The following is a 12,270-nucleotide window of genomic DNA, read 5'->3' on the forward strand; positions in this document are numbered from 1 at the left end:
TCGGTCTTACAGACCTACAAACCTACCAACGTACGAACTGGGGGGACCTCCGGGGCCCCTTCCCCTTTCTGCCGCCTTCCCCTCGAGTGTGTCTGCGGGCCCAAGCTTCTGGGCATAAAGCAGCGACCGCTCCCCTGAATCTTTCTCGCGAAGGTCAGGGCGCCCCAGCGCCCTCCCTGAAGCTGGCACGTGATTCACGTTGCGCGCCAGCTATGTGCCCGGACTCAAGAGACGGAGCCTTCTGAGATGCTCTTCAACAGTGGGCATCTCCGCAAAGCGGCGGGCCACCCTTTGGGTGGGTTTCCCAATGATGTTGGCCTTTGGGTGGCTCCACCCTTCCGAGGGTGGTGTGATCGGAGCTCCCAAAAGCCTTGTCGGGAGCCAAGGTCCAAAGTCCAATTGCCGCCTGCCCCTTGTGTGTATCCCCCGGGCAGCAAGCGCCGGGCACATGGGGACCGGCGAACCGCGATTGGTGCTTGGCGCGAGGAGAGAGGCGAGAGGCGAGAGGCGAGAGGCGAGAGGCGAGAGGCGAGAAGCGAGAGGCGAGGTCACGCCGCATACCCGGATGAGGCGCGTGTGTCTGGGCATCTGCCCGAAGGAATGCCCTATGACACAGAGGCGGGCGGCAGAAAAGTTGAACCCATTATCTTTTTGCCGCCTTCCCATTGTTCTTAAGGGAAGAACATACGGGCGGCAACATATAGCCCCATCCCCCAATCTCTCTCGCCCCCGCCCTTAACTTCCCTTTGAATGCCTCAGCACCCTTAGGCGTTGAGGCTTTGAGTTCAGACCGATTGAGACGAGACGAGCCTCAACACCTAAAGGTATTGAGGCAGAGGAGAGGGAGGGAGAAACAGGGCCACCCAAGAGCCGGAGGGCCGCCCCTTTCAGGGCTTGGAACCGATCGCCCGGTGCGCGGAATCGGCCAGTCGGTCGGCCGAATCTTCCGCCGATCGTGCTGCCGAGTCCACCGCATGCCGCGCCGATTTGCCCACTTTCCGGACCCCGTTGCGAGCCGAATCGACCATGTCGTCGGCCCTCTCTCGAAGGTTGTCATCGAAGTCGGAAAGGTATTCGCCGGTGCGGTTGCCCGCGGCTCGGGTCGAGCGCGTGACCCGCTTGAATCGGCGCTCATCGTACGTGGCAAAGAGCACGGTCGCAACGATACCTGTCGCTACGCCCAGGAGCAGCGAGGTGATATTGAAGCGCTCCCCCATAGTGGTTTCTTGATGGTCCATGTACCCCTTCTACTCCCGCCCCTGCTCCACCGAGCCTCCGCAGCCGCTTATAGGTACTTTTGCTAGAGGTGGAAGCCGAGGAAATCGAACCGGCCAAGCCGCTTTAGAATTCGGGCCCGCGCATGCCTCTCCAAAGACTGTCGGGGGACTAGAGGACGCAAAAATACGGACACTTCTTAGGAGCCTTCTGGCTTCATGATCATGAGTGGGTTGGCCCGCGAGAATCACATGCCGGTGCAAAGACCAACATGCGCATATCCAGGCGAACGCGGCCAACCCTATACCGTTTCGCACTTACTGAGTACGCACGTCGCTAAGGGTCAACGAGCAGTAGAAACGGAGCGCGGTGCAACATGGAAAATGAACTGAAACAGATGTTTGCCCACGGATGGCTCTGGTGGGTTATCGTGGGTGCGGTGGCAGGAATCCTGGCCAAAATGCTCATGCCCGGATCGAGGAAGGAGCCCTCGGGCTGCATCATGACGATCCTCTTGGGCATTGCCGGCGGCGTTCTTACCGGTCTGGCGATGCGAACGTTTCTTCACACACCCGGCTCGGGCGGGCTGCTTGGGTCGATCGTTGGGGCGACCATCGGCGCCATCGTGATCATCTTCGTGTTCAGAAAGGTTTGGGCATAGGCGCCGCGCCGACCGGCCACCCCTTGGGCAGGTTCACCTTCGGTGCGGGGGTTTGGTTTGCTCCAACGTTTTGGGCGGTGACGGAAGGCCGGTGCAGGGCAGCCCATCGAGGCACAAGGTCGTTGGGGACAGCGGCCGGCTGCCGTTCTGCCCCTCTCACTTCCCCTTCAGCAGCGCCAGGACCTTCTCTCTGATCCGGCCGAATTTGGCTTCGCTGAAGCCCAGGTCCAGCATCTGCACCTTGCCCTCTTGGTCGAGCACGATGAACTCCGGGATGCCGCTGACGCCCCACGCGTTCAGGGTTTCGCGCTCGGTGTAGACCATCGGCCAGGTGATGCCAAGTTCCTTCATCAGCGCCGGCATTTTGGCGAACTCTTGCTCCCTCGGCATGTCGCGCTCTTTTGATCTCTCCGCGAGGAAGTGGCCGTAATAGGTGGTCACGCTGAGCACGTCGAACGGAAGGCCTTGCAGCTCCGCCGCGAGCTTGCGAACGCTCGGCAGCGCCTCGTGGCAGGCGTGGCACCAGTGCGCGGTGAACTCGACGAGCACCACCCGCCCGCGATAGGCCTCCAGACCCTTGAAATTGCCGTGAGCCTGAACCGAATAGAGCGCGGGGGCGTGGCGGTCGAGCATCTCGATCCGCTTCTTCGTCAGGCCAAGCTCGGCCAGGCGGTAGGTGTCTTTGGGCAGGGCCGTGAGGGCCTCGTCGAGTACGGCGATCGCCTGGTCCCGCCGTCCCGTTTCGGCAAGGTATTGAGCCTCCCAGTCGGCGATCTGTCGCCTGGCCCAGCCCGCATCCTTGGCTTCCTGGGCCGAGCGATAGGGGCCTTTGGGCAGGAACCCCTTCACCCTTTGAACGATCTCCAGCGCGCCCTTGGCGCCCTTGGCGTCGCGAATCCAGTAGTGATAGGTCCCGCCCGTAATGCTCCCGAGCCAGACGGCGTTGGCGGGGGTCGGCGGGTTCACCTTGAGGAGCGTGTCATAGATCGCGGCGCCGTCGTTGAGCTTCACCGAGGCGCTGCAGAAGGCCAGTTGCGCGGCGAACCTCTCGGCGGGTTTGAGGTCGAGCGCCAGGTACCTGTCGATGAGGTCCCGCGATTCGGCGTGGCGTTCGGCGAGCGTAAAGAGGGCGGCCCAGTCCACACCCTTTGCAGCGGGCAACGCTTTGGCGTCGATGCCGGCGAGTTTCGCTTTGGCGCGGTCCACGAGTTCCTTGTCGATCCGGGCAAAGTCGGCGGTCTTCCCCGCCTTTACAGCTTCGGAGATTTGCTTGTTGCGGTCGGCTTCAAGGGCGCTCGCGACGGCTCGAGGGTCGATACCCGCCTGCCATGGGGCCAGCATGAGGAACGATGCCAGCAACGGAATCAGCGAGGATGCCATCTCAACTGGCATTATACGGCGGTTCCTCGGGCCCACGACCCTCCGCGCCTATCAGCATCCCGAATCGCATATCGCGCATCGCTCGTCGCCCCTCGTGACAGAGCGAGGAGCGAGGCAAGGATGCCTGCGCTCCATCCCCTTATCCCTTCATCCCTTCACTTCCGCCCTTCCACCCCTCCACACCTCCGCCCTCCCAAGCGGCCAGGCAAGGATGCCCGCGCTCCATCCCCTTATCCCTTCATCCCTTCACTTCCGCCCTTCCACACCTCCGCCCTCGCTAGGGCCTGGCAAGGATGCCCCGCGCTCCGTCCCTCTGTCCCTAGGGCCCGTGCATCTGGCACTTGCTCTTCGGCACTTTCGCTCGCGCCATCGTTCGTGTTACCGTCTCGGGGCAATAGGGGTTCGCAATCTGGCCCGAATCGGCGCAGATCTCCACGGCGATCACTTCGTTCCCGCGCCGCTCCGACCTTGGGTCCGCCTTGCCGGCCCCGGGGCTTCCCGTCGTGACCGGCGAGCCCAGGTCTGCATCTCCCGTGCCCTCGCCGCCCGTTGTGGGCAAGGGCGGGTCTTCACCGATGGTGATCGGCGGCGTGATCGGGGGCATGTCGGGCAGCGCGTCCCCGCCGGCCGCGTCGTCCACCGCCGGCTCCTCGGGGGTCTTCTCGACCGGGGTGCTCTTGATAGGCGCGCGCTTGCCGGCCGCCTTTTCTTGCGCTTCGAAGAGCTTCACGGCGCGCTTCATCACGCCCGTCCAAATCTGGATCGTGACCTTGCCGCCAAACACGCGGTTCATCGGGTCATACACCCAGCGCTTCCCTTCCCGACGTTCGTTGGCGACCCAGCCGATCCCCACAAGGGAGTTCGTGTAGCCGCAGAACCATGCGTCCCTGTGGTCGGAGGTGGTGCCGGTCTTGCCGCGCGAGTTGGGAACTACAGAAGCCGCACCTCCCGTGCCACCGGTCACTACAGCCCTTAGGCAGGTATCGAGGTCCTTGGCCACCTCGCCGTCCAGGACGCCGCGTCTGATCTCCGGCGCATATTCGGCGATCGTGTCTCCATTTGGGCCGATGATTCGAGAAACTCCAAACGGCTTGCAGCGATCGCCACGCAGCATGAAGACTGAATACGCCTGCGCCATCTCCAGAGGCTTGACCGCGCTGGAGCCCAACGCAAGCGCCAAAACCGGGTCCAGCGGGCTCTGAATCCCAAACACGTCCTTGGCGAAGTCTGCGGCTGTGTGGGGCGTCACCTGTTCGCAGGTTCGAACGGCGCACACGTTGACCGAGCCCGCGAGGGCGCTCACGATGCTCTTGGAGCCGCCGTATTTGCCGTTCGAGTTCTTTGGCCACATCGTCCTGCCCTTGATCGGGTCGTCGACATAGAACGGCTCATTGGAGACTCGGTCATGAAAGTCCATGGCGCCTGTCCCCAGCGCTGCGGCGTAAATCAGAGGCTTGAAGGAGGACCCGGGCTGGCGCCCAACCCCCTGGAAGATCATGTTGAAGCTGTTGCGCTCATGGTCGACGCCGCCGACCATTGCCTTGATTCGCCCCTCCGAGTCGATGAGCACAAACGCGCCGGTGGTGATGCTCAACTTCGAATACTTTCGGACGACCCTTTCAACTTCTTCCTGAGCAAGGCCATCGAGTTCCGAGTTCAGGGTCGTCTCGATCCTGTAACCGCCCTTGGTCAGGTCGATCTCGGGGAACTCGTCGTGGATGAAGTCGAGCACGTAGTCCACGAAATAGGGAGAGGCCAGGGTGCGCGCGCCGGAGCCGAAGTTCCGCCTGGCGAGCTTGATGCGTTCGTTCGTCGCCTGATCGTATTGGGATTCGGTGATCATGCCGTAATCCAGCATGCGCTTGAGCACGATGTCGCGGTTTTCCAGCGCCCGATCCAGGTTGCGAAACGGGTTGTTTGCGCTGGGCCTCTGAACCAGCCGTGCGAGCATGGCCCCCTCAGAAAGCGTAAGGTCCTTCAAGTCCTTGTTGAAATAGACACTCGCGGCAGCGCCAATGCCATAGGCGCCAGACCCATAGTAGGCCTGGTTCATGTACATCGTCAGTATCTGGTCTTTGGTACGCGTCTTTTCGATCTGGATGGCGAGCGCCATGTCTTTGACCTTTCGGTCGAACGAGCGCTCGGGCCCCGTGTAGACGCGCTTGGCGAGCTGCATGGTGATCGTGCTGCCGCCCTGGGACGTTCGACCATCGCGAACGTTGACGAAGAGCGCCCGCGCCAGGCCCTGGAAGTCCACGCCGCGATGGTCGTAGAAGCGAACGTCTTCCGCCGCCAACGTCGCGTCCCTCAGGAACTTGGGAATCTCCTCAAACTTGGCGGGCTTCCGGTATTCTGCCTGCGCACGGAAGAGGACCTTCCCGTCCGCGCTCACGATGGTGCTGGCGTTCGAGGCGATCTGCTCGGTGATCTCATCGAGCTTTGGCACCATCCCCTCTGCCCAGAGCAGCTCGTTGTAGAACTTGACGCCAAGGATCAGGGCGAGAACGGCGCCGAAGAGAAACGAGTAGAGGGCAAAACGCTTCAGCCGCCCGACCCAAGGTGGGCGCGCGTTCCTGTGCCGTGAGCGTGATGCTTCCCTGCTCTTCGTAGCGGCCTTGCCGGCCGATTTTGAGGCCACGTCAATCTATAGAACGAAGATACCGGGCCGTCCGTTTCACAAACGGATTCTGCCGGCAAGCCGTTTGAGTTCGTCTTCCCCGATCTGGCCCATCAAGGCGAAGGTTCTTCCCCTGGCCTGCCAGGCGTAGACCCTGAGGTCGCGTCCAGCCATTCCGCGGAGCCGGGAAAGGTCCACATTGCCCTCGACCTGGTGAAGTGTGAGGTGCCCCTTTTCGCCGCGATAGAACAGCATGAGCGTGGGCTTTTCGCGCGAGCCCAAGAGGCGAGACCCTTCGAGTTTGAAGCCCTCGTCGGCGGGCAGAAAGACCTCGATCATGCCTTTCTCCTTCATCAGGCGGCGGGCAAGCATTTCGGGGGTCAGGCGGGTCGCCCCCGTGATCTTCATCGGAAGGTCGAAATCTCCGGGTCTGGGGCGAAACCGGAAGCTGACGGCCGTGAAGCTCAGGCTCCCGACAACGCCACCGGCGGGATCGTAGAGCTCGCGCTTCAGCACCATTCCGGTGCGCGGTTCGATCCAAAACCGGGCAAAGGCGTTTCCTTTGGGATCACAAATCGCGATAGGGGTGCACCGTTGGGAGGCGACGGTCTCAGAGTCTCCGGTCACAAACTTTGGCGACGGGCTGCCGGGGCGGGCCATGAAGCCGATCATCCTCGTCAAGGTCTCTTCGCGCCTGGGCGCCATCACCTCGATTTCGTTCTTTCCCGGGAAGTAGTGCTCGCGGGAGTTCTCGTCTTCGACGATGATCTGTCCTGCGAATTCGGAGTCTGCGGGAAACGTGATGCGCAGCCTGGTGCCGTCCTTCCAGATGTATTCGGTGTGGGTTCTGCGCTCTGACCCGCGCTTGAACTCCACCACCCTGGTGCCGGAAAATCTCAGTTTGGAGCCGTTTTCAATCGCGCGCTTGAGTAGCGGCGGCAGGTCGAGCTTGGAAAAGTCGACGTGTTGGTTACCGCCACGGCCAAAGCCTCCACCACCGAAAGGCCTGGGCTTTTCCTGCGCAGCGCCAAGAGCGGCGACGGCGATCAGAGCAGCACAAAAAGGAAGTGCAAACCTCATCACAGGTCCCCTAGGTCGGCCTCCTCCCAGTGAATGACGTTGGAGGCGGGCCGCACCGTCGGAACGGCCTCATAGGAAGCCAACCCGTGGCCAACCGTCATCACGCTCGTCACGGCCTCTTGATGGGCGCTCACCATTTGCGCTTCGATGTCCGAACCGGAAGCCGCCAGAGGCAGAGCAGCCTCACCGCGAGGATAGAAAGCGATCGCGAGAATCGAGGCAAGGCCAAGTCCCAGTGCAGGACGCCAGAGAGTGGCAAGGAGGCTTCGCTTGGGCTTGCTTTTCGATAGCGCCAGGAGGCGCTCGTTGAGCTCGCTTCGCCATGCGAGGCTGAGCGGCTCTTCAGGAAGGCTGCGCACCGACTCTGCCACAAAGCTCGTTCTCGAAAGGGCAGCGTCCAGGTCTGCCTCAACCTCATCCGAAAGGCCATTGCCATCGGACGTCAACATCAAATCTCGGAGTTCTCGGTCAGTCATTGATGATCACCTCCCCGCGGAGGTACGGTCCCAAGACGTTCTGCAAATGCGCCCTCGCCAAAAATAATCGGCTTTTCACGGTTCCAACAGGAATATCGAGAACTTTGGCGATGTCCTCATAGGCCATTTCCTCTCGATCGTGAAGCACGAGCACGGTCCTCAGTTTATCGCTCATCCCGGCAATTCCGGCCTCCACGATGGACTGCATCTCCTCGCTGAGGGCGACTTCCTGCGGGTCCCACCGGTCGTCTCGAATCTCCAGGGCCTCTGTCTCATCGCTGGCGGCGTCGATCCGCAATTCGGAAGGGGCACGGCTGCTTCTTCGCGCCCGATCGACGCAGAGATTGTGCGCGATGCGAAAGAGCCAGGTGCGGATCGAGGATCGGCCGTCGAATCTGCCGATGCTCTGAAACGCCCGAACGAACACTTCTTGAGCGATGTCCGCGGCCTCTTCGGCGTCGGGCACCATGCGCTTGATGAAGCCGTAGAGTCGGTTCTGGTAGGCGTCGACGATGCGCGAAAAGGCTTCGGCGTCTTGCCGTCGGCACCTTTCAAGCAGGGCAAGCTCGGCTGCGTGGTCGAGTTGCGAGCTTGGCATCAAACCCATTCTGAAGCACAGCTCCATCGTCGAAGGGATTGGACGTTCTTTGGGCCCAGGAGTTCACCGGAACCTGGAGTTGGTCCCATTCTGGGGCAGTACCTTGGTTTCTGCTGAGGGTTTCGAGGAGTTGAAGCGCGACCCATCCCTACGGGGGCACTTGAGGAATTGCAGCCTGAGCCCCTGCCAGCATTGCCTGATCCAAACCCGCATTTCCACGCGCTTTGAAAAGTCACCCTATCCGAACGCCAAATCCTGGCGCAAACTGATATCGTGGCTTGCTGATCCATGCAGGTCGTTTCTGTCTCACTTGGGCCCCAGCCCGGACCTCCAGGCGGGGCCCCTGTGTTCTCCGCCGTCGCTCAACTCGCATACGGCGAAGAGCCCTCACACGGTTTCCAGGGTGATCTCGTGGTTCGTGAACACGCAGATGTCCGCGGCCACCCTTAGCGCCTTGTCGGCGATCGTCTTGGCGTCAAGGTCCGTGTTCTCGATGAGGGCGCGCGCGGCAGCCAGGGCATAGGGGCCGCCCGAGCCGATTCCCGCAACGCCATCGTCGGGTTCGATGACGTTACCATCACCGCTCACGACCAGCAACTCGGTGGCATCGGCCACCAGCATCACCGCGTTTAGGTGGCGGAGGAGCTTGTCCGTACGCCACTCCTTGGCGAACTCGACCGCTGCCCTGCGCAGATTCCCGCCGAATGCCTCCAGCTTTGCCTCGAATTTGTCGCAGAGCGCCTGGGCATCGGCAACAGACCCCGCAAACCCGCACACGACCGAGCCGCTTCCAAGTCGCCGGACCTTCTTGGCCTTGGCCTTCATGATCGTGGCTTCGCCAAGCGTCACTTGGCCATCTGCAGCGATGGCCGATTGGCCGTTGCGGCGGACGCCGACGACGGTGGTGGATCGGATCATGGATTGAGTCTACTTGGACCTGGCGCCCGGCACACGCACCTTCTGACGATAGGGGCCCTCCACCAGCTTGTCGCCGATCCCCTTCCAGTTCTGCATCAAGCTCTTCATGCTGAAGTGCACTTGCCCTGTGACCCCCTTCACCGCTCGCGAGGCCTCAATCTGGCGCAGGATCTCGTCCACCGGCCAATTGGCCTGCTTCTCGCCGATCTGGCCCGTGAAGCTGCCCGGCCAAATGGCGACCTTCTTGGGGTTGTTGGCGGCCCACCATTCGAGCAGCTTCGGATAGCTCTGGGCTGGTGGGTCGATCCTCCAATAGAGCTGCGGCGTGAAGTAGTCGCACCAGCCCTCTTTGAGCCACTTCAAACAGTCCGCATAGAGCTCAGCATACTGGTCCAGCCCCGCCTTGATGCCCTCCGGCATGTTGGGGCGATAGATTCCAAACGGGCTTATCCCGAACTTGACCCTGGGTTTGTGCCTCTTGATCCCCTTATGGATCGCCTGGATGAAGTCGTCGACGTTTTTCCTGCGCCAGTCGTCCCGATTCAGCTTTCCGCCCCGGGCCTGATAGGCCTGAAACGAGGGATCATCTGGAAACGGAATGGTCTTGCCGTCGGCGTCCCGGATCGGATAGGGATAAAAGTAGTCGTCGATGTGGACTCCGTCCACGTCGTATCGCTTCACGACGTCGAGGATCACCGCGAGGGAACGCTCCTGAACCTTGGGCTCCCCCGGATCCAGCCACAGATACTGGCCATAGGTCTTGACTAGGGCCGGATCGGAATTGGCGAGGTGGCTTTTGTCGAGCGCGCCTTTCATCGCGGGATGCTTGGCGCGATACGGATTGAACCACGCGTGCAGTTCGAGCCCGCGCTTGTGAGCTTCGGTGACCGCGAGCTTCAGGGGGTCCCAATACGGACTCGGGGGCCTTCCCTGCTGCCCCGTCAGGAACTCCGACCAGGGCTCCAGTTTGGAATCATACAGCGCGTCGCAGGAGGTCCTGACCTGAAGGATGACGGCATTGAGGTTAAGGGCTTGGCACCGATCCAAGATGGCCATCAGCTCATGCTTCTGCTGATCGGTCGAAAGGTCCCGCCGGGTGGGCCAATCGATGTTGTCGACCGTCGCCACCCAAACGCCGCGAAACTCCTCGGCCGGTTCGCTTGGGGGGAGAGCTTCCGAAAGGGCGAGAAATCCAACCAGAGTTGCCAGCACAAGACTCTTATACTCGAAACGCCCCATCCAGCGGCGCAATCCCCTTGCCGTAAGGGTAGATTCAGGTCCGCTCATGGAACTGCCAAAGTCGTGGAGCGCCTCTTTCGAGTCGCTGGACCTCACGGTACGCCGTGTCTTGACCCCCGCCGGCCTCGTCGTCGACTCCATCGAGATCGATGCGCAGGACGCCTCCTACGACAGCAGCCGGCAGAAGCTGGCGCTCAATAAGCCCGCGGCCTTCAGGGGCGTCGTGCTCCAAGAAGACCTAGCCCAGTTCGTTCGGGACAAGACGCCCGAGGGCATCGAGATCGATTCCATCAGGCTGTTTCCTGGAAAGATCGTCGTCGAGGCGGCGGTCACGATGATCATTCGGGTGGGTGGAACCGCGGAATGCAGCCTTCAGATTGAGGGGGGAAAGCGACTGCTCGTGAGGGCCGACTCGGTGGACGTGATGGGCGGCAGCATGAGGAGCCTGGTCCAGAAGCAGCTTGATAGCATGAATCCGCTACTCGACGTCTCAGAGCTTCCATTCGATGTGGAGCTCGCGTCGGTGGAAATCGAGGCTGGCCGAATCGCTCTGGGTGGCACCCTCTCCCCATGAATACTGGATAAACTGGCCTCGGGCGAAGCCAATCGCCCGGAGGCAAGTCCATGGCACTCAAATCTGTCTTGCGTTCCTCGCTGTTTGCCGTTGTGGCGATCTCGTGGTCCGGTGCACTCGCACAAGGAGCTGGCGTTCGCGAACTCCTCAACCAGACCACCTACCCGGAGACACAGCTTCTATCCAAGCTGCCGGAGGGCTACAAGGCTTCGCGAATCAAGGTGCCCGGCTCCTCAAACGGTATGTTCGACGGCCCAACCGGCATGATGATGTTCCTGATGTCCGACGGCGACCGGACCTCATCCCAGTCTCAGCGACAGATGGGGCTTCTATCGCTGATCGACGTCTGCTGGACGAAGGGCGAGACGGCCATCGCCGCCGGCATCGAATACCTGGTCACCTATCGGTTCGATCCGAACCCCATCCAACTGGTGGCGCTAAGCGAATCGCCCGATCTGATGGGGGCCATCACCCTGAGTCTTTGCTTCATCCGATCGTCGGAGATCACCAGCATCACGCCCTTGGGCGACCTGGGCAAGGCGTTTCAAGGGGAAGGCGCGCCGCCGCTTGAGGGTGGGATGGCCACCGTCCCTGGTGAGCCCGGCCAGTTGGGTTCCAGACTTCAGGCTCAGCGCACCGCGACCCTAAGCAACGTCAAGCAGGCTGCCCTTGGAATGATCATGTATTGCGCGGACTACGACGACGTCTACCCGTGGGCGCAGAGCAGCAAATCGGCCTGGTCGGTGATCTATCCCTACGTCAAAAACCGTGACACCTTCAAGACTTTGAACCCCAATGGCGGCGAGCTTCGGTTTGCGGCGAACGTGGCAGGCGCAAGCGCGGTCGACCTGGAGGCTCCGGCCAGCGTCGTGATGATCTACGAGTCGATGGCCTGGCCCGACGGTTCGCGTGTGGTGGCCTACTGCGACGGGCACGCGCGCGTTATCTCTGCGGACGCCTGGAAGGAGGCAGAGAAGGAACTGAAGCGGGCCTATAAGCGCAAGGCGAAAAGGCCTCTGCCGGCGGATTACGATCCTTCGGGAATGTGGAAGTCGGGGGGCTAAGGGGCGTTCGAGGTGCGTGGTTCGTGGTCCGTGGACCGCGGTTCAAGGCTCGTGGTCAGGTGAACCACCTCGCCCCTCGAGGGAGAGGTCGGTAAGCGAAGCGCACCGGGTGAGGGGGCAGATGGTGGAGAGACGAAGATAGGGGGATACGGAGAAACGGTGAACACCCACTCACCCCCTCACCGACTCACCGACTCACCCCCTCCCTCACCTCTGGTACCCTTTCACTCGCCCTGGGCGAGTGGCGAAATTGGTAGACGCCCTGGATTTAGGTTCCAGTGTCCAAAAGACGTGGGGGTTCGAGTCCCCCCTCGCCCACCAAATTCGTAGCTCGGGCTGCCAGCCCGTGCGCTCCGGACGAAAGCCCATGCCGCCTCACCCCAACGCGCCTTCGCGTCGGGGTGGCAGCCAGCTAGGTGTGCGTACCTCTTTTCGTTCGTCCTAGGAC

11 protein-coding genes and 1 tRNA gene are annotated in these 12,270 nt (G+C 61.8%); 4 read left to right on the top strand and 8 right to left on the bottom strand.

Annotated elements, in window-relative coordinates; genetic code table 11:
- Positions 1-887 precede the first annotated feature (887 nt).
- Complete coding sequence (locus tag HZC36_01755) at positions 888-1,238, bottom strand: YtxH domain-containing protein (protein ID MBI5705692.1); 351 nt, start codon at positions 1,236-1,238, stop codon at positions 888-890.
- A 374-nt stretch (positions 1,239-1,612) separates the two neighbouring features.
- Between HZC36_01755 and HZC36_01760 the strand changes: the two genes are divergently transcribed.
- A complete protein-coding gene (locus HZC36_01760) occupies positions 1,613-1,876 on the top strand; it encodes a GlsB/YeaQ/YmgE family stress response membrane protein (protein MBI5705693.1) in 264 nt (87 codons plus the stop codon).
- 156 nt (positions 1,877-2,032) lie between these two features.
- On the opposite strand, the gene HZC36_01765 is transcribed toward HZC36_01760, so the two are convergent.
- The 7 genes from HZC36_01765 to HZC36_01795 all read right to left on the bottom strand — a co-directional run bounded on the left by HZC36_01765 (position 2,033) and on the right by HZC36_01795 (position 10,073).
- Positions 2,033-3,256 (bottom strand): TlpA family protein disulfide reductase, encoded by a 1,224-nt coding sequence (locus HZC36_01765; protein ID MBI5705694.1) that lies wholly within the window; start codon positions 3,254-3,256, stop codon positions 2,033-2,035.
- Between the two features lie 319 nt (positions 3,257-3,575).
- Complete coding sequence (locus tag HZC36_01770) at positions 3,576-5,894, bottom strand: transglycosylase domain-containing protein (protein ID MBI5705695.1); 2,319 nt, start codon at positions 5,892-5,894, stop codon at positions 3,576-3,578.
- Positions 5,895-5,930: 36 nt separating this feature from the next.
- Positions 5,931-6,953: a hypothetical protein gene (locus HZC36_01775; GenBank protein MBI5705696.1), complete on the bottom strand. Its 1,023-nt coding sequence runs from the start codon at positions 6,951-6,953 to the stop codon at positions 5,931-5,933.
- Positions 6,953-7,429, bottom strand: coding sequence for a hypothetical protein (locus HZC36_01780; GenBank protein MBI5705697.1), 477 nt, complete (start codon positions 7,427-7,429; stop codon positions 6,953-6,955). Before HZC36_01780 ends, HZC36_01775 begins: the two co-directional genes overlap by 1 nt.
- Complete coding sequence (locus tag HZC36_01785) at positions 7,422-8,027, bottom strand: sigma-70 family RNA polymerase sigma factor (protein MBI5705698.1); 606 nt, start codon at positions 8,025-8,027, stop codon at positions 7,422-7,424. The genes HZC36_01780 and HZC36_01785 overlap by 8 nt, the downstream gene beginning before the upstream one ends.
- A gap of 387 nt (positions 8,028-8,414) precedes the next feature.
- A complete protein-coding gene (gene hslV / locus HZC36_01790) occupies positions 8,415-8,945 on the bottom strand; it encodes an ATP-dependent protease subunit HslV (protein MBI5705699.1) in 531 nt (176 codons plus the stop codon).
- A 9-nt stretch (positions 8,946-8,954) separates the two neighbouring features.
- Complete coding sequence (locus HZC36_01795) at positions 8,955-10,073, bottom strand: family 10 glycosylhydrolase (GenBank protein ID MBI5705700.1); 1,119 nt, start codon at positions 10,071-10,073, stop codon at positions 8,955-8,957.
- Here HZC36_01795 and HZC36_01800 point away from each other — a divergent pair.
- The 3 genes from HZC36_01800 to HZC36_01810 all read left to right on the top strand — a co-directional run bounded on the left by HZC36_01800 (position 10,054) and on the right by HZC36_01810 (position 12,143).
- Entirely contained in the window at positions 10,054-10,758 is a 705-nt protein-coding gene (locus HZC36_01800; protein ID MBI5705701.1) for an LmeA family phospholipid-binding protein, read from the top strand. The genes HZC36_01795 and HZC36_01800 overlap by 20 nt on opposite strands.
- A gap of 50 nt (positions 10,759-10,808) precedes the next feature.
- Entirely contained in the window at positions 10,809-11,822 is a 1,014-nt protein-coding gene (locus tag HZC36_01805; GenBank protein ID MBI5705702.1) for a hypothetical protein, read from the top strand.
- Between the two features lie 235 nt (positions 11,823-12,057).
- Positions 12,058-12,143: transfer RNA gene (locus tag HZC36_01810), tRNA-Leu, on the top strand.
- The last annotated feature ends 127 nt before the right edge of the window (positions 12,144-12,270 follow it).

Source organism: Armatimonadota bacterium, assembly GCA_016223145.1.
Lineage (GTDB): Bacteria > Armatimonadota > Fimbriimonadia > Fimbriimonadales > Fimbriimonadaceae > Nitrosymbiomonas.

Coding starts and splice junctions, on each gene's coding strand:
- HZC36_01755 (MBI5705692.1), bottom strand. CDS start 1,238: ATGGACCATCAAGAAACCACTATGGGGGAGCGCTTCAATATCACCTCG.
- HZC36_01760 (MBI5705693.1), top strand. CDS start 1,613: ATGTTTGCCCACGGATGGCTCTGGTGGGTTATCGTGGGTGCGGTGGCA.
- HZC36_01765 (MBI5705694.1), bottom strand. CDS start 3,256: ATGGCATCCTCGCTGATTCCGTTGCTGGCATCGTTCCTCATGCTGGCC.
- HZC36_01775 (MBI5705696.1), bottom strand. CDS start 6,953: ATGAGGTTTGCACTTCCTTTTTGTGCTGCTCTGATCGCCGTCGCCGCT.
- HZC36_01780 (MBI5705697.1), bottom strand. CDS start 7,429: ATGACTGACCGAGAACTCCGAGATTTGATGTTGACGTCCGATGGCAAT.
- HZC36_01785 (MBI5705698.1), bottom strand. CDS start 8,027: ATGCCAAGCTCGCAACTCGACCACGCAGCCGAGCTTGCCCTGCTTGAA.
- hslV (MBI5705699.1), bottom strand. CDS start 8,945: ATGATCCGATCCACCACCGTCGTCGGCGTCCGCCGCAACGGCCAATCG.
- HZC36_01800 (MBI5705701.1), top strand. CDS start 10,054: ATGTTGTCGACCGTCGCCACCCAAACGCCGCGAAACTCCTCGGCCGGT.
- HZC36_01805 (MBI5705702.1), top strand. CDS start 10,809: ATGGCACTCAAATCTGTCTTGCGTTCCTCGCTGTTTGCCGTTGTGGCG.